Genomic DNA, 17,300 nt, shown 5'->3' on the forward strand with positions numbered 1-17,300 from the left:
CCTGCGCGACAACCCACTCGGCCGCGGCACGCTGCGGGTGAGCGAACTCGCCTTCGGCGCCGCCGGGATCGGGAATCTCTTCATCCCGGTCACCGACGCCCAGGCCGAACAGGCCGTCTCGGCCGCCTGGGAATCCGGCGTACGGTACTTCGACACCGCCCCGCACTACGGCCTCGGCCTGTCCGAACGGCGCCTCGGCGCCGCTCTGCGCGGCCTGCCCAGGGACGAGTACGTCCTCTCCACCAAGGTCGGCCGGCTGCTTCGCCCCCGTAAGGAGGCGACCGGCGACGACCTGGCCAACGGTTTCGCCGTCCCCGCCGCCCACGAGCGGGTCTGGGACTTCACCGCCGACGGCGTACGCGGGAGTCTGGAGGCCAGCCTGGAGCGGCTGGGCCTGGACCGGATCGACCTCGTCTATGTACACGATCCTGACGACCACGCCGAGCAGGCCCTCACTCAGGCGTACCCGGAGCTGGAGCGCATGCGCGCCGAAGGCACGGTGGGCGCGATCGGGGTCGGCATGAACCAGGCCGGGCTCCTCGCCCGCTTCGTCCGCGAGACCGACATCGACGCCGTCCTGCTGGCCGGTCGCTACAGCCTCCTCGACCAGCGCGGCCTCGACGAACTCCTTCCCCTGGCCGCCGAGCGGGGGGTCGGCGTGGTCGTCGGCGGCGTCTTCAACTCGGGCCTGCTCGCCGATCCCCGCCCTGGTGCCACCTTCGACTACGCGACCGCTTCCGACGCTCTCGTGAGCCGGGCGCTGGAGATCAAGGCCGGGTGCGAGCGACACGACGTGCCGTTGCGTGCCGCCGCGCTGCGCTTCCCGTTCGGGCATCCCGCCGTGGTGAGCGTCCTGGTCGGTGTGCGCAGCGCCGCTGAGGCCGAGGACGCCGCCGCCATGCTCCGCACCCCCGTGCCGGCCGCGTTGTGGGATGACCTCAAGGAGCGCGGGCTGCTCCCCGCCGGGGTCCCGACTCCCGAGGAGACGGGCTGATGCGCGTCGCACTGTTCATCACCTGCTTCAACGACACCCTCTTCCCCGGCAGCGGACGGGCCGTGGTGAGCGTCCTGGAACGGCTCGGCCACACCGTCGACTTCCCGACGGAGCAGACCTGCTGCGGACAGATGCACTTCAACACCGGATACCGCCCCGAGGCCCTGCCGCTGGTGACCAGGTTCGCCCGGACCTTCGCCGCGTACGACACGGTGGTCACTCCGTCCGCGTCCTGCGCGGGGATGGTACGGGAGAACCATCCGTTGCTCGCCGAGCAGTTCGGTGACGCCGCGCTCCACCAACAGGTCGCCGAACTGATGCCCCGGGTCCATGAGTTCACCGAGTTCCTCACCGACGTCCTGGGCGTCACCGACGTCGGCGCGCACTTCCCCCGCCGGGTCGCCTACCACCCCACCTGCCACTCATTGCGCGGCCTGCGGCTGGGCGACCGGCCCCAGCGCCTGCTGAGCGCGGTCGACGGCCTCGAACTCGTCGACCTGCCCTCCGCCGACTCCTGCTGCGGCTTCGGCGGCACCTTCGCGGTCAAGAACGCCGACACGTCGAACGCGATGCTCGCCGACAAGGCCGCCGCAGTCCAGAACAGCGGTGCCGAAGTGCTGTGCGCCGCCGACAACTCCTGCCTCATGCACATCGGCGGCGGCCTCTCCCGACAGGGCCACCGGGTCCGGAGCATGCACCTGGCCGAAATCCTGGCGAGCACCGAAGGAGAGCCGTGGTGAGCGATCCCCGCCGCCGCGGCGTGGTCTGGCTGGGCTCCCCGGCCTTCCCCGAGGCGGCCCGCACCGCCCTCGCGGACGAGCAGCTGCGCGCGAACCTGAAGCGGGCCACCGGCACGATCCGCGACAAGCGGCTCGCGGTGGCGGCCGAGCTGGACGACTGGGAGGAGCTGCGCGAGTCCGCCGCCGCGATCAAGAAGCGGATCTCGCGGCACCTGGACCGCTACCTGTTGGAGCTGGAGGCCTCGGTCACCGCGGCGGGCGGCACCGTCCACTGGGCCGCAGACGCGGCCGAGGCCAACCGCATCGTGACCGAACTCGTCCGGGCCACCGGCGCGTCGGAGGTCGTCAAGGTCAAGTCCATGGCCACCCAGGAGATCGGCCTCAACGAACACCTCGCCGAGGCCGGCATCACGGCCTACGAGACCGACCTGGCTGAGCTCATTGTCCAGCTCGGCGACGACCGGCCCTCGCACATCCTGGTCCCCGCGATCCACAAGAACCGCACCGAGGTCCGCGACCTGTTCGTCGCCGAGATGGGCCACTGGGGGCAGCCCGCACCCGAGAAGCTGAGCGACGCCCCCCGTGAGCTCGCCGAGGCCGCCCGCCTGCACCTGCGGCAGAAGTTCCTCACCGCCAAGGTCGCCGTGTCCGGCGCCAACTTCGCCGTCGCCGACACCGGAACCGTGATGGTCGTCGAGTCGGAGGGCAACGGCCGCATGTGCCTCACCCTGCCCGAGACCCTCATCACCGTCATGGGCATCGAGAAGGTGATCCCCGCCTGGCAGGACCTGGAGGTCTTCTTCCAGCTGCTGCCCCGTTCCTCCACCGGCGAGCGCATGAACCCCTACACCTCGACCTGGACCGGCACCACCGAAGGCGACGGCCCCCGGGACTTCCACCTGGTCCTGCTCGACAACGGCCGCACCGACACCCTCGCCGACACCGTCGGCCGCCAGGTACTCGCCTGCATCCGTTGTTCCGCCTGCCTGAATGTCTGCCCCGTCTTCGAGCGCACCGGCGGCCACGCCTACGGCTCCGTCTATCCCGGGCCGATCGGCGCCGTCCTCACCCCCCAGCTCGTCGGGGTGGAGAACGCCGCCTCCCTCCCCTTCGCCTCCACTCTGTGCGGAGCCTGCTACGACGCGTGCCCCGTCAAGATCAACATTCCGGAGGTCCTCACCCACCTCCGCGCCGAGGCCGTCAAGGGCAAGGGCGCGGCATCCGCCGAGGCACTCGCCATGAAAGCGGCGGCCACCGTCCTCGACTCACCCCGCCTCCTGGCCGCGGCCCAGCGCGCCGCCGCCCTCGGCGGCAAGGTCCTGGCCCGCGAGGGCCGCATCGGCCGCCTGCCGGGACCGCTCAGCGGCTGGTCCGACACCCGCGACACCCCCGCACCACCCGCGGAGTCCTTCCGCACCTGGTGGCGCAAGAACCGGAAGGAGGAGCGCCCGTGAGCAGCCGCGATGCCGTCCTCGCCCGCATCCGCGCCGCCCTCGCCGACGTACCGTCGGACGAGCGGCCCGAGGACGTGCGGGTCCCCCGCGCCTACCGCCGCAGCCACGTCGAGCCCGGGCAGGACGTTGTCGCCCTGTTCGCGGAACGGGTCGCCGACTACCGCGCGAACGTCATCCGGACCGACGAGGCCGGGCTCCCTCTCGCCCTCGCCTCGGTGCTCGACGGGCGCGGCGCCCGGAACCTGGCCCTGCCCCAGGGGTTCCCCGCCGCCATGCTGCCGACCGGTGCGTGGAAGTGGCACGCCGAGCCCCTGGACGTCCCCGAGCTGGACGCCCTGGACGGAGCGATCACCCTGGCCGCCGCGGCGATCGCGATCACCGGAACGATCGTCCTGGACACCGGCCCCGGCCAGGGACGGCGCGCCCTCACCCTCGTCCCCGACTACCACCTGTGCGTCGTCCGCGCCGAGCAGATCGCCGACGACCTCCCCGACGTCCTCGCCCGCCTCGACCCACAACACCCGCTCACCTTCGTCTCCGGCCCGTCCGCCACCAGCGACATCGAACTCGACCGGGTGGAAGGCGTCCACGGTCCCCGCGCCCTGGACGTCGTCATCGTCGACCCCACGCCCACGGAGCAGCCATGAGGATCGCCCTGCACACCCGCCTCCGTGCGGACCGGATCGACGAGTACGAGGCGGCCCACCGTGCCGTACCGGCCGAACTCACCGCCGCCCTCAGGGCCGCGGGCGTCACGTCGTGGACCATCTGGCGCAGCGACCGCGAGCTCTTCCACGTACTCGACTGCGAGGACTACGCCCACCTCCTGGCGGAGCTGGAACACCTCCCGGTCAACATCGCCTGGCAGGCGGAGATGGCCGAACTCCTCGACACCGTCCACGACTACTCCTCGGCGGGGGCCGAGGCCGGACTCCCGGTGGTGTGGCGGCTGTGACGACCCGGGAGATCATCGACGCCCACCATCACGTCTGGGACCTGGCGGTCCGGTCGCAGCCCTGGATCACCGGTGACGCCCTCGCCCCACTGGCCCGCAGCTTCTCGATGGACGACCTCGCGACGGAGGCGCGGGCGGCGGGCGTGGCCGGCACCGTCCTCGTACAGACCGTCTGCGTCCCCGAGGAGACGCCCGAGCTGTTGACCCTCGCGGCCGGCAGCGACCTGATCGCGGGAGTCGTCGGCTGGGTCGACCTCACCGCGCCGGGCGTCGCCGACGCGCTCGCCGCCCTGCGCGAGGGGCCGGGCGGAGACCGGCTGGTCGGCATTCGCCACCAGGTCCAGGAGGAGCCCGACCCCGAGTGGCTGCTCCGCCCCGACGTACGGCGCGGACTGGCCGCCGTCGCGGAGGCGGGGCTCGCTTACGACCTGGTCGTCACGCCGCGCCAGCTGCCCGTCGCGACTGCGGCAGCGGCCTGGGTCCCCGGTCTGACGTTCGTGCTCGACCATCTCGGCAAGCCGCCGATCGCCGGTGGCGAGCTCGGCCCCTGGGCGGCCGACCTCGGTCGTCTGGCGGCCCTCCCCAACACGGTCGCCAAGCTCTCCGGCCTCGTCACCGAGGCCGCCCCCGGAGCCTGGCGCACCGAAGACCTGGTGCCGTACGCCGACACGGCGCTGGACGCGTTCGGCCCGGGCCGGCTGCTGTTCGGCTCCGACTGGCCGGTCTGCACCATGGCGGCCGACTACGCGACGGTCGTCGGGATCGCCGGGACACTCGTGCACGCGCTCGACCGGGCGGAGAAGGACGCGGTGTTCCGTGACAACGCGATCCGCGTCTACGGACTCGAGGAGGCCGGCCGGCCGCCAGCGGGCGACGGGCGCCCCACGCCCGGGTGAGCCCGGCACTGTCGGCCCCGGCTGAGCGGGGCGACCACGGGAGCGAGGACTATGCTGCACGGACCAGGAGCGAGGGAGGCGGGGCGGGTGCCGGTCACGGACGAGGCGATCGAGAAGATCAAGGCCATGATCGTCAGTGGCGAGCTCGGCCCCGGCTCGAAGCTCCCCAAGGAGGCCGATCTCGCCGAGCGGCTCGGTCTGTCGCGCAACTCCCTGCGGGAGGCGGTCAAGGCCCTCTCCCTCATCCGGGTGCTCGACGTGCGCCAGGGCGACGGAACGTACGTGACCAGTCTGCAGCCCCAACTGCTGCTGGACACGCTGGGATTCGTCGTCGACTTCCACCAGGACGACACCGTCCTGGAGTTCCTGGAGGTCCGCCGCATCCTGGAGCCCGCCGCCGCTGCCATGGCCGCACGCGTCATGCCCGACGAGGACATCGCCGCGCTGCGGGAAGTGCTGGACGACCTCGCCGAGGACGCCTCGCTGGAGGAACTGATCGCCAACGACTTCGCCTTCCACCGCGCGATCGCCGTCGGCTCGGGCAACACCGTGCTGTGCTCGCTGATCGAGGGACTCTCCGGGCCGACCGCGCGAGCGCGGACATGGCGCGGAGTGACGGAGGAGGGCGCCGTGGAGCGGACCCGGCAGCAGCACCGGGCCATCTTCGAGGCCATCGCCGGCCGTCGTCCCGATCTCGCGCATTCCTGGGCGACGGTCCATGTGGCAGGCGTCGAGCAGTGGCTGCGCGACACCCTCGGCACGGACGGGGCTCCGCTCGGCTGAGGTGTCGCCGCGGCGGTGAGGCGCCTCAGCCCGCGGCGACCGAGCGGTCCACCGCCCCCGGACTGAGGGCGTCCTCGATCACCATGACCGCGGCGCCGACGACGCCCGCGCGGTCGCCGAGGAGGCGGCCGCGCATGGTCAGGTGCTGCGTGGCCAGCGGCAGGGAGCGGCTGTAGACGACCTCGCGGATGCCCGCGAGGAGGTGCTCGCCCGCGTCCGCGAGGTCGCCGCCGACCACGATCACGCCCGGGTTGAAGAAGTTCACCAGAGAGGCCAGGACCTCGCCGATGTCCCGGCCGGTCTGGCGGACCAGCTGGACGGCCAACGGGCTTCCCGAGCGCACCAGTTGCACCACCCCTCGGGCGTCTGCGGCGTCCTCGCCCAAGGCGCGCAGGCGTGCGGCGAGGGCGGCGCCGCCGGCGACGGCCTCCAGGCATCCGGTGTTGCCGCACCGGCACAGCTGGTCCCCGGCGGAGGGAACCCTGATGTGTCCGATGTCGCCGGCGGCCCCCTGGGCGCCGCGATGGAGGCGGTGCTCCGTGATGATGCCGCTGCCGATTCCGGTTCCGACCTTCACGAACAGGAGGTGCTCACACTCGTCGCCGGCGGCCCAGTGCTCGCCGAGCGCCATGATGTTGACGTCGTTGTCGACCAGGACGGGGACGCCGAGCCGTTCGCGCAGCCACTGGGACACGTCGAAGCCGTCCCATCCGGGCATGATCGGTGGGTTGACGGGACGTCCGGTGCCGTGTTCGACGGGTCCGGGGAGGCCGATCCCGGCGCCGCACACATCGGCGAGGGTGCGGCCGCTCTGGTCGAGGAGGGCGCCGAAGGCGTCGACCAGCCAGCCCAGGACGTGCTCGGGCCCCTGGGAGATCGGCATGTCCTGGGTGTGTTCGGCCAGCACCCGGGTCTTCAGGTCGGTCAGGGCGATCCGCGCGTGCGTGGCGCCGAGGTCGGCCGAGAGCACCAGCCTGGCCTCGTCGTTGAAGGCGAACGCCACGGCGGGCCGGCCCCCCGACGAGATGGCGTCCCCCGCCGGGGCGATCCATTCCTGATCGAGCAGGGCGTCGAGGCGCTGGGACACCGTGGATCTGGCGAGCCCGGTCAGCTGCATCAGTTCGGTACGCGTGCGGGCACGGCCGTCCCGAAGGATCGCCAGCAGTGCTCCCGCTCCAGCCACCTCTGTGGTCAATGCCCCGTCTCCTCGCCGTCTCGATGTCGCCGCGCCCCATTAATAGTATCGAACTTCGCGCTTTTGCTTGACCGTCGTCATAAGTCGTTCCTACGATCCGCAACATGCTTGAAATAAGACGAGAGTTGGCGAAACTCAGGGTGGGTATCGTCGGAACTGGCTTTATCGGTGGGGTACATGCCCGGGCCGTGGCCAAGGCCGGTGCCCGGCTCGTCGGAGTCGCCGCCGCGAGCGCCGAGGCAGCGCTCGAGGGTGGCAGGCTCCTCGGGGCGGAGCTCGCCTTCGAATCGGCCGAAGAACTCATCGGCTCCGGCCGCATCGACGTCGTCCACATCTGCACCCCCAACCACCTCCACGCGCCTCTGGCCCTGAAGGCGCTCGACGCCGGGCTCGCCGTCATCTGCGAGAAGCCGCTCGCCACCGACGCGTCGACCGCGGCGCTCATGGCCGAACGCGCTGCCCAGACCGGGCTCGTCGCCACCGTCCCCTTCGCCTACCGCTTCCACGCGATGGTCCGGGAGGCCCGCGCCAGGCTCGCCGAGATCGGCAAGGTCAGCCTCGTCCAGGGCAGTTACCTCCAGGACTGGCTCCTGGAGTCGACCGACGACAACTGGCGCGTCGATCCGGCACTCGGCGGTCCCGGCCGGGCGGTCGGCGACATCGGCTCGCACTGGTGCGACCTGGCCGAGTTCATCACCGGCGACCGGATCACCAAGGTCAGCGCCCAGACCGCCGTAGTCGTTCCGGAGCGGGCAGGCCGGGGGACCGTACGCACCGAGGACATCGCCACCGTCCAGTTCACCACCGCGTCCGGGGCCCTCGGCGCGATGACGATCAGCCAGGTCGCCCCCGGACGCAAGAACCGCCTGTTCCTGGAGATCTCCGGGACCACCGGCAGCCTCGCCTTCGACCAGGAGCACCCCGACCAGCTGTGGCTCGGCGGCCGCACGGACTCCCGGGCCCTCGTCCGGGACCCGCTGACCCTCTCCGAGGCGGCCCGGCCCTACTCGCCGCTTCCGGCGGGGCACCCGCAGGGCTTCCACGACTGCTTCGACGCCTTCGTCGCCGACACCTACGCCGCGGTGCGGGGAGAGCACCGCGACGGACTGCCCACGTTCGCCCATGGCGCCCGGGCCGCCGTCGTCACCGACGCGATCCTCGACTCCGCACGGACCGGCGGGTGGGTCTCGTGCTGAGGATGACCGGCATCGGCAAGAGCTTCCCCGGCGCCCGGGTGCTCTCCGGGGTCGACCTGGAGGTGGCGGCCGGCGAGGTGCACGCCCTCATCGGGGAGAACGGCGCCGGCAAGTCCACCCTCATGAAGATCCTCGCCGGGGTGCACACCCCCGACGAGGGCACGATCGAGATCGACGGCCGCGCCCTGGCCTTCGGGCACCCGCTGGACGCCCAGCGGGCCGGCGTCTCGATCATCTACCAGGAACTGACGCTGCTGCCCGAGCGGACCGTCGCCGAGAACGTCTTCCTCGGCCGCGAACCCGTCCGCCGCGGCCTCGTCGACCGGCAGACGATGGAACGCACCACCGCCGAGCTCCTCGCCTCGCTCGGCGAGGACTCCTTCGGCCCCCGCGATCTCGTCCGCCGGCTCTCCGTCGCCCAGCAGCAGGTCGTGGAGATCGTCAAGGCGCTCTCGGTCGACGCCCGGATCGTCGTCATGGACGAGCCCACCGCCGCCCTCGCGGAACACGAGGTGGAACTGCTCTACCGCCTGGTCCGCCAGTTGCGCGAGCGCGGCATCGCCGTCCTCTACATCTCCCACCGGCTGCGCGAGATCTTCGACCTCGCCGACCGGGTCACCGTCCTCAAGGACGGCGCCAAGGTCGCCACCGAACCCATCGACCGGATCACCACCGCCGACCTGGTCCGGCTGATGGTCGGCCGCGAGCTCACCGACTACTACCCGCCCCGCGCCCAGCGGCCGCCGGGAGACGTCCTGCTCTCGGTCCGCGGCGGCGGCAACGACCGGCTCGACGGCATCGACCTGGAGCTGCGCGCCGGGGAGATCATCGGAGTGGCCGGACTCCAGGGCGCCGGCCGCACCGAACTGGTCAAGGCGCTCTTCGGCGCGGAACCCTTCACCCGGGGCGAGATGACCCCGCGAAGACCCCGGTCGGTACGGGACGGCATCGCCGCCGGCATCGGCCTGGTCACCGAGGACCGCAAGTCCGAAGGGCTCGCCCTGCACCAGTCGGTCCGCGACAACGCGCTGCTCGTGGCGAGGGCCCGCAAGGGCCGCGCCGGCGGAGCCGTACTCCAACTGCTCGAACGGGTGCGGCTCGCCCCGCCCCGCCCCGAGCAGGAGGTCCGCTACCTCTCCGGCGGCAACCAGCAGAAGGTCGTCCTGGCCAAGTGGCTGACCGTCGCCCCGAGGGTGCTGCTCTTCGACGAGCCGACCCGAGGCGTCGACGTCGGCGCCAAGGCGGCCATCCACGAGCTCGTACGAGAACTCGCCGATGGCGGCATGGCCGTCCTGATGGTCTCCTCCGAACTCCCCGAACTCATCGGCATGAGCGACCGGATCCTCGTCCTGCGGGACGGCCGGATCGCCGGCCAACTGCCCGCAGGCGCGACGGAGGAAGCCGTGATGGAACTGGCGGCCGGGTCATGACCCAGGAACTGCACACCCCCCTGCCCAAGACCTCGGCGCTGCGCGGTCTGCGCGACCTCGGCGCCGACAGCCCGGCCCGCCCCGTCTACCTGGCGCTCGTGGCGCTGACGGTCCTCGCCTGGGTCCTCTTCCTCACCGACGGCGGCCAGTTCTTCAGCCAGGCGAACACCGTCGGCATCCTCCAGCGCTCGGCCGCGCTGGGCATCGTCGCCGTGGGCCAGACGCTCGTGATCCTCGCCGGCTCCCTGGACCTCTCGGTCGCGTTCCTCATCAGCCTGGTCTCCCTGGTCGCGGCCGAGACCATGGCCGGCTACGGGGTCCTCCCCGCGATCGGTGCCGTTCTGGCCGTCAGCGCCCTCGTCGGCCTGGTGAACGGACTGGTGATCACCCGTCTCAAGGTGCACGCGTTCATCGCGACCCTGGGCATCTCACTGATCATCAAGGGCGTACTCGACCAGCGGTACGACGGCCCCGCGGGCAGCGTGCCCGAGTCCTTCCAGCACCTCGGGTACGACCGCGTCGGCCCCGTCCCCGTATCAGCCCTGCTCTGGGCGGCCATCGCGTTCGCCGCCTGGTTCCTCCTCCGCCGCACCACCCTCGGCTACCGGATCTACGCCGTCGGAGGCGATCCCGAGGTCGCCCGCCTCTCCGGAGTGCGGACGGACCGGGTCGTCGTCGCCGCCCATGTGCTCTGCGCGCTGTGCGCCGGCATGGCCGGTCTCCTGCTCGCCGCACGGCTCGGCGCCGGCGCGCCGACCGTCGGCAGCGACGGAGGCTACGACCTGGAGTCCATCGCCGCGGTCGTCCTCGGCGGCACCGCCCTCGCGGGGGGCCGGGGAGGCGTGGCCGGCACCGCCGGAGGCGTGCTCCTCCTGGCCGTCCTCGACAGCGTCTTCAACCAGCTCGAAATCAACTCGTTCGCCAAGGACGTGGTCCGCGGGCTCGTCCTCGTCGCCGCCCTGGCGATCTACGCCCGCCGGAGGCTCGCCCGATGAGACGCACCCTGCCCATCTTCGGAGTCCTCGCCGTCCTGCTCGTCGCGATCGCCGTCGCCAACCCGTACTTCCTCGAACTCCCCGGCTTCCTCGCCTTCGTGAAGCGGGCCGCGCCGCTGGCGATCCTCGCCGCCGGCCAGTACTTCGTCATCGTCTCCGGAGAGTTCGACCTGTCGGTCGGCTCGCTCGTCACCGCCGAAGTCGTGATCGCGGCGCGGCTGATCGACGGCGATCCCGGCGCCACCTGGCCCGTCATCGCCCTGCTGCTCGTCCTCGGCGCGCTGGTCGGACTGGTCAACGGGGCGGTGACCACGCTCCTGCGGGTCCCCTCCTTCATCGCCACACTCGGCATGATGCTGATCCTGGCCGGCGCCGTGTTCCTGTGGACGGGCGGCGCCCCGCGCGGCGCGCTCACCGAACAGTTCCGCACCTTCGGGCGCGGTGACCTCGGCCCCGTACCGTGGTCCGTCCTGATCCTCCTGGCCGTCGTGGCCGCCGTCGTGCTCCTGATGCGCGCCGACTTCGGACGCACCCTCGTCGCCACCGGCGACAACCCGGGCGCCGCCGCGCTCTCCGGCGTACGGGTGCCCCTCACCAAGACGATCGCGTTCGTGCTCTCCGGAACGTCGGCCGCGGTCTGCGCGATCCTCCTCGGCGGGTTCGCCGGAGTCTCCGCCCAGGTCGGCCAGGGCCTGGAGTTCCAGGCCATCACCGCGGTCGTCCTCGGCGGCGTCGTCCTCGGCGGTGGCCGCGGCTCGGTGGTGGCCGCCATCGCCGGAGCCTTCACCCTCGAAGCCCTGTTCACCCTGCTCAACCTGTACGGCATCTCGGGCGCCCTCGAATCCGCGGTCCAGGGCGTCATCCTCATCGCCGCCATCGCCCTGGGCGCTCTGAACCTCCCCGCATGGGCGGCCCGCGCCCGCGCCACGAACGCCACCACCCACACCACCCCCGACCCCACCCACGCGAAGGGCTGATCTCCATGTCACTCACCCCCAGACGCGCGCTCGCCGGTGCCGTGCTCGCCACCCTGCTTCCGCTCACGGCCTGTTCCAGCGACCTGCCCGAAGGACCCGCGGCTTCCGGCGGCGCCACCTCCCAGGGCTCGGGGGACGGCAAGAAGAAGACCGGCGACCAGTCGACGTTCTTCGTCCAGGCCGACTACGACGCCCAGCTCGCGATGCGCGCCAAGCAGCCGACCGGGCCGGCCGACAAGCCGTGGGAGCAGGCCATCGACCCGCAGCCGGTCGACACGGCCGCGTACAAGAAGACCGGGAAGTACCACCTGTGCTTCTCCAACGCGGCCACGAACAACCCCTGGCGGCAGGTCGGCTGGAAGACCATGCAGGCCGAGGTCGCCCTGCACAAGGAGATCGCCGAGTTCACCGTCCTGGACGCCGAAGGCAAGGACGACAAGCAGATCTCCGACATCGCCGAGCTCTCCGCCAAGGGCTGTGACGCGCTGATCGTCTCGCCCAACACCACCGCCACGCTCACCCCCGCCGTCAAGGGCGCCTGCCCGAAGGTGCCGGTCATCGTCTTCGACCGCGGAGTCCAGACGGACTGCCCGGTCACCTTCATCAAGCCGATCGGCGGGTACGCGTTCGGCGCCGACGCCGCCGAGTTCCTCATCGACGAGGTGAAGCCGGGCGGCAAGGTCCTCGCCCTGCGCATCCTGCCCGGCGTCGACGTCCTGGAGACCCGCTGGTCGGCCGCGAAGATCGCGTTCGACAAGAGTGAACTGGACGTCGTCGGAGTAGAGTTCACCGACGGCGACGCCGCCAAGACCAAGGCCGTCGTCAGTGACTACATCCAGCGCTTCGGAAAGATCGACGGTGTCTGGATGGACGCCGGCGCCACATCCGTCGCCGCCGTCGAGGCCTTCGAGGACGCGGGCGTGCCCGTCCCGCCGATCAACGGCGAGGACCAGCAGGACTTCCTCCAGAAGTGGAAGGACGCCGGTCTGACCGCCGTCGCCCCCACCTACCCCACGTACCAGTGGCGCACCCCGGTCATCGCCGCCCTCAAGATCCTCAAGAGCGAGAGCGTGCCCAAGGTCTGGAACCTGCCGCAGCCCAAGGTCACGCAGGAAAGCCTCGGTGACTACCTCAAGCCCGGCATGCCGCCCCTGCACTACGCGCTCTGCGGCTGCGAGGCCATGCCCGGATACCCGCAGAAGTGGGGCGGCAAGTAGATGCGGCCCCTCGGCGTCAACACCTGGGTGTGGGCCTCGCCGCTCACCGACACCGTCCTGGAGAAGCTCGCCCCCCGCATCGCCGACTGGGGGTTCGACGTGATCGAACTTCCCGTCGAGCGCCCGGGCGACTGGGACCCCGACCGCGCCGCCGAACTCCTGGCACGCCTCGGTCTCGCCGCCTCGGTCGTCCTCGTCATGCCGCCGGGCCGCGAACTGGTCGCCGCCTCCGCCGAGACGATCCGCGAGACCCAGGACTACCTGCGGCACTGCGTGGACGTCGCCGTCATCCTGGGCGCCCCCGCCGTCAGCGGACCGGCGTACGCGTCGGTCGGCCGCACCTGGAAGCTCGACGCCGGCGAACGCGCCTCCGTCTACGCGGAGCTGCGGGAGAACCTCACGCCCGTCGTGGACCACGCAGCCGAACGAGGTGTGCGGATCGGCGTCGAACCGCTCAACCGCTACGAGACCAGCCTGATCAACACCGTCGACCAGGCCCTGGAGGCGCTGCCCGAACACTGCGGGCTGGCCCTCGACACCTACCACCTCAACATCGAGGAAAGGAGCCCGATCCAGGCCGTCCGGGACGCCGGTTCCAGGATCGCCCACCTCCAGGTGTGCGGGACCGACCGCGGTGCCCCCGGCGCCGACCACTTCGACTGGTCCGGCTTCGCCGCCGCGGTCGACGAGACCGGCTACGAAGGCCCGCTCGTCATCGAGTCCTTCACCCCGGACAACGCGGCCATCGCCACGGCCGCCTCCATCTGGCGGCCCCTGGCCGCCTCCCAGGATGCCCTCGCCACCGACGGACTGGCATTCCTGCGGACCCTCTGAGCACTGACCCCAGCCGACCCTCCGTCTCAGGGAGACCAAGCAGTGCAATCCTCACGCATGAGGCGTGCCCTCTCGGCCGTCGCCATGACGCTCCTCGCCCTTCTGTTCCTCCAACTCCCCGTCCAGCAGGCCGACGCCGCGCCGCGGGCCGTCGCCGAGCCGGCGTTCAAGGTGCTGTTGTTCACCAAGACCGCCGCCGGCGCCTATCGCCATGACTCCATCTCGGCCGGCGTGGCGATGTTCCAGCAGCTCGCCGTCGACAACGGCTTCCAGCTCGACCAGAGCGAGGACTCCGCCGTCTTCGCCTCGGCCGGGCTGAACACCTACGACGCCGTCATCATGTTCCAGACCTCCGGCATGGTCTGGGACAACGACGTCGAGCGCCAGGGCATGCAGAACTACGTGCGCAGCGGACGCGGTGTCGTCGCCGTCCACAACGCCACCGACATGAACATCGAGGCGGAGTTCCCCTGGTGGGACCAGGTCGTCATGGGGGGAGCGCACATGACCGCGCACTCCGCCATCGTCCAGGGCACCGCCAAGGTCGCCGACAAGGTGCACCCGTCCACCGCCGGACTGCCGGACCGCTGGGTGCGTGCCGAGGAGTGGTACAACTTCGACAAGAACGCGCGTGGCGACGTGCACGTCCTCGTCACCGCCGACGAGACCACCTACGACGCGGGCGGCGCCAAGATGGGCGCCGACCACCCCATCTCCTGGTGCCAGGTCGCCGAGGGCGGCAAGGTGTGGGCCACCGCGATGGGCCACCAGACCTCCTCGTACTCCGAGCCGCTGTTCCGGCAGCACCTGCTCGGCGGCCTGAAGTGGGCCGCGGGCGCCGCGGCCGGCGACTGCGGCGGCACGGTGACCGACCGCTACCAGAAGGTGGCCCTCGACAGCGCGCCCGACCAGCCCATGGCCCTGGACGTCGCCGACGACGGCAAGGTCTTCTACATCTCCCGCTCCGGCTCCGTCCACGTCATCCACGAGCACGACGGCGTCTCGGAGACGCACACCGCCGGCGTCCTGGACGTCTACGACGGCGGTGAGGACGGCGGGATCGGCCTGGCACTCGACCCGGACTTCGTCACCAACCACTGGATCTACCTCAACTACTCGCCCACCGGTACGGCCGAGGTCAACCGGGTCTCCCGCTTCACCGTCAAGGCCGACGACACGCTGGACATGGCCAGCGAGAAGACGCTCATCGAGGTTCCGGCCTTCCGCGAGGTGGACGAGCCCGGCCACACCGGCGGCTACCTCGACTTCGGCCCCGGCGGCAACCTGTACATCGGTCCCGGCGACGACACCAACCCCTTCGCCTCCGACGGATACGCCCCGATCGACGAGCGGGAGGGCCGGGAGCACTACGACGCCCAGCGGACCTCCTCCAACACCAACGACCTGCGCGGCAAGATCCTGCGCATCCACCCCGAGGCCGACGGCACGTACACCGTCCCGCAGGGCAACCTCTTCGCGGCGGGCACGGCCAAGACCCGGCCCGAGATCTACGCGATGGGCTTCCGCAACCCGTTCCGTTTCGCGGTCGACCCGGAGACCGGCTGGATATCGCTCGGCGACTACGGCCCCGACGCCGGCGCCGCCAACCCCGACCGCGGCCCCGAGGGCACGGTCGAATGGAACCTGATCAAGGAGCCCGGCTTCTACGGCTGGCCGTACTGCACGGGCAACAACACCCCTTTCAACGACTACGACTTCACCACCAACACCTCGGGCGCGAAATTCGACTGCTCCGCGCCGAAGAACGACTCGCCCAACAACACCGGTCTCACCGACCTGCCCGCCGCCAAGGCGGCCACCGTCTGGTACGACTACCACGCCTCGACCCGGTTCCCCGAGCTCGGCAGCGGCGGCGGCGCCCCGATGGGCGGCCCGTTCTACCACTATGACCCGGCGAGCACCTCGGAGCGCAAGTTCCCCGCGTACTACGACAAGACGCCGTTCTTCTACGAGTGGAGCCGCAACTACTTCAAGGAGTTCCGCCTGGACTCCGACGGTCAGTTGCTGAAGATCAACCCGCTGGTCGCCCAGATCGACCCGCACGCCGCCATCGACATGAAGTTCGGCCCCGACGGTGCCATGTACATAGCCGAGTGGGGCAACGGCTTCGGCCACTCCAACACCGACGACGGCATCTACCGCATCGACTACGTCGCCGGCAACCGGTCCCCGCTGGCCAAGGCGTCCGCGACGCCGGACTCCGGACAGGCCCCGCTCCCCGTCACCTTCTCCCCGGCGGGCTCCAGCGACCCCGACGGCGACGCCCTCACGTACGCCTGGGACTTCGGCGACGGAGCCACCTCAACCGAGGAGCACCCCACGCACACCTACACCGCCAACGGGCAGTACACCGCCCGGCTGACGGTCCGTGACGCGGGCGGCAAGACCGCCACCGCCAACGTCCCCGTGACCGTGGGCAACACCCGCCCCAAGGTCACCTTCACCAAACCGCCCAACGGCAGCTTCATCCAGCTCGGTGACAGCATTGCCTACCAGGTGAGCGTGACCGACCCCGAGGACCGCAGGATCGACTGCTCCAAGGTCGTCGTGACCGCGGCGCTCGGACACGACAGCCACAGCCACGACACCGGCCAGTTCACCGGGTGCTCCGGAACGATCCAGACCAGCGCCTCCGGTCACGACGCCGACGCCAACACCTTCTTCGTCCTCTCCGCCGACTACACCGACGCGGGCGGCCTGAAGGGCACCACCGGCATCACCCTGCAGCCCCGGCACAAGCAGGCCGAGTACGCCACGGCCAAGTCCGGGGTCCGGATCGTCGAGCAGGGCGGAGCCGAGGGCGGCAAGCGCGTCGGTGACGTCTCCGACGGCGACTGGATCGCCTTCACCCCGATGAACATGGCCGGCATCGAGAAGGTGAGCTTCCGGGTGTCGTCCCCGTCGGCCACCGGCGGCTCCATCGAACTGCGCGCCGACTCGCCGACGGGCAGGCTCATCGCCTCCACGCCCGTCCCGAGCACCGGAGGCTGGGACAACTACAAGCACCTCACGCCCGTGAAGGTCACCGACCCGCGGGGCACCCACACCGTCTACGCGGTGTTCAAGGCCCCCGGGGCGAGCCCCTTCGACCTGGACTCGCTCACCTTCCTGCGCCGGGGCGACGCCCCGCCGACGGACCCGCCGGGCCCGGAGAACGGAAGCACGTACACCCTCACGAGCGTGTCCAGCGGCAAGCTCGTCGACGTGCGGTCGGCCTCCACCGAGGACGGCGCGGCGGTCATCCAGTACACGGCCAACGGCGGCACCAACCAGCAGTGGAAGCTCACGGACGCCGGCGGCGGCACGTTCCGGCTGGTCTCGGGCCTCAGCGCCAAGTGCCTGGAGGTGCCCGGTGACCAGGTGACGCAGGACGGCGCGCTCGCCCGGCAGTGGGCGTGCGGCACCGGTGACAACCAGCGCTGGAAGCTGGAGGCGGCGGGCACCGGCGTCTACCGGGTCGTGTCGTTCTCCGGCGGCAAGTGCCTGGACGTCCCCGGGCAGTCCACCGACGACGACGTCCAGCTGATCCAGTGGACCTGCAACGGCGGCACCAACCAGCAGTGGAAGTTCACCAAGACCGGCTGATCGCGTCCCGTCGGACCGACCTGACCCG

At 71.2% G+C, this 17,300-nt stretch carries 15 protein-coding genes; 14 read left to right on the plus strand and 1 reads right to left on the minus strand.

From position 1 onward, the window contains the following. Position 1: 1 nt before the first annotated feature. From ACN9MM_RS36685 to ACN9MM_RS36715, 7 genes are all read left to right on the plus strand, one after another. On the plus strand, positions 2–994 hold the full coding sequence (locus tag ACN9MM_RS36685) for an aldo/keto reductase (RefSeq protein ID WP_426368925.1): 993 nt from the start codon (positions 2–4) through the stop codon (positions 992–994). Then, complete coding sequence (locus ACN9MM_RS36690; RefSeq protein ID WP_426368100.1) at positions 994–1,734, plus strand: (Fe-S)-binding protein; 741 nt, start codon at positions 994–996, stop codon at positions 1,732–1,734. The genes ACN9MM_RS36685 and ACN9MM_RS36690 overlap by 1 nt, the downstream gene beginning before the upstream one ends. Continuing rightward, positions 1,731–3,188, plus strand: a complete 1,458-nt coding sequence (locus tag ACN9MM_RS36695; RefSeq protein WP_426368102.1) for a LutB/LldF family L-lactate oxidation iron-sulfur protein — start codon at positions 1,731–1,733, stop codon at positions 3,186–3,188. The genes ACN9MM_RS36690 and ACN9MM_RS36695 overlap by 4 nt, the downstream gene beginning before the upstream one ends. After that, positions 3,185–3,835, plus strand: coding sequence for a LutC/YkgG family protein (locus ACN9MM_RS36700; RefSeq protein ID WP_426368103.1), 651 nt, complete (start codon positions 3,185–3,187; stop codon positions 3,833–3,835). Before ACN9MM_RS36695 ends, ACN9MM_RS36700 begins: the two co-directional genes overlap by 4 nt. Next, positions 3,832–4,143 carry an L-rhamnose mutarotase gene (locus tag ACN9MM_RS36705; protein WP_426368105.1) on the plus strand — a complete coding sequence of 104 codons (312 nt, stop codon included), beginning with the start codon at positions 3,832–3,834 and terminating at the stop codon, positions 4,141–4,143. Before ACN9MM_RS36700 ends, ACN9MM_RS36705 begins: the two co-directional genes overlap by 4 nt. After that, a complete protein-coding gene (locus ACN9MM_RS36710) occupies positions 4,140–5,039 on the plus strand; it encodes an amidohydrolase family protein (protein ID WP_426368107.1) in 900 nt (299 codons plus the stop codon). Before ACN9MM_RS36705 ends, ACN9MM_RS36710 begins: the two co-directional genes overlap by 4 nt. An 87-nt stretch (positions 5,040–5,126) precedes the next feature. Further along, positions 5,127–5,822, plus strand: a complete 696-nt coding sequence (locus ACN9MM_RS36715) for a FadR/GntR family transcriptional regulator (RefSeq protein WP_426368109.1) — start codon at positions 5,127–5,129, stop codon at positions 5,820–5,822. A gap of 25 nt (positions 5,823–5,847) precedes the next feature. On the opposite strand, the gene ACN9MM_RS36720 is transcribed toward ACN9MM_RS36715, so the two are convergent. Further along, positions 5,848–7,017: an ROK family protein gene (locus tag ACN9MM_RS36720; RefSeq protein WP_426368110.1), complete on the minus strand. Its 1,170-nt coding sequence runs from the start codon at positions 7,015–7,017 to the stop codon at positions 5,848–5,850. A 104-nt stretch (positions 7,018–7,121) separates the two neighbouring features. Between ACN9MM_RS36720 and ACN9MM_RS36725 the strand changes: the two genes are divergently transcribed. From ACN9MM_RS36725 to ACN9MM_RS36755, 7 genes are read left to right on the plus strand one after another with little or no spacing between them, the layout of a single operon-like run. Further along, entirely contained in the window at positions 7,122–8,213 is a 1,092-nt protein-coding gene (locus ACN9MM_RS36725) for a Gfo/Idh/MocA family protein (protein WP_426368111.1), read from the plus strand. Continuing rightward, positions 8,207–9,643, plus strand: coding sequence for a sugar ABC transporter ATP-binding protein (locus ACN9MM_RS36730; protein ID WP_426368113.1), 1,437 nt, complete (start codon positions 8,207–8,209; stop codon positions 9,641–9,643). The genes ACN9MM_RS36725 and ACN9MM_RS36730 overlap by 7 nt, the downstream gene beginning before the upstream one ends. Then, positions 9,640–10,638 (plus strand): ABC transporter permease, encoded by a 999-nt coding sequence (locus tag ACN9MM_RS36735; protein WP_426368114.1) that lies wholly within the window; start codon positions 9,640–9,642, stop codon positions 10,636–10,638. Before ACN9MM_RS36730 ends, ACN9MM_RS36735 begins: the two co-directional genes overlap by 4 nt. Then, positions 10,635–11,615 (plus strand): ABC transporter permease, encoded by a 981-nt coding sequence (locus tag ACN9MM_RS36740; protein ID WP_426368115.1) that lies wholly within the window; start codon positions 10,635–10,637, stop codon positions 11,613–11,615. The genes ACN9MM_RS36735 and ACN9MM_RS36740 overlap by 4 nt, the downstream gene beginning before the upstream one ends. Before the next feature lie 5 nt (positions 11,616–11,620). Continuing rightward, on the plus strand, positions 11,621–12,832 hold the full coding sequence (locus ACN9MM_RS36745; protein ID WP_426368116.1) for a substrate-binding domain-containing protein: 1,212 nt from the start codon (positions 11,621–11,623) through the stop codon (positions 12,830–12,832). Then, on the plus strand, positions 12,833–13,666 hold the full coding sequence (locus tag ACN9MM_RS36750; protein WP_426368117.1) for a sugar phosphate isomerase/epimerase family protein: 834 nt from the start codon (positions 12,833–12,835) through the stop codon (positions 13,664–13,666). A gap of 57 nt (positions 13,667–13,723) precedes the next feature. Beyond that, positions 13,724–17,272, plus strand: a complete 3,549-nt coding sequence (locus tag ACN9MM_RS36755; protein WP_426368118.1) for a ThuA domain-containing protein — start codon at positions 13,724–13,726, stop codon at positions 17,270–17,272. Positions 17,273–17,300 lie beyond the last annotated feature (28 nt).

This window comes from Streptomyces sp. E-08 (genome assembly GCF_049913095.1).
In the GTDB taxonomy this organism is placed as follows: domain Bacteria; phylum Actinomycetota; class Actinomycetes; order Streptomycetales; family Streptomycetaceae; genus Streptomyces.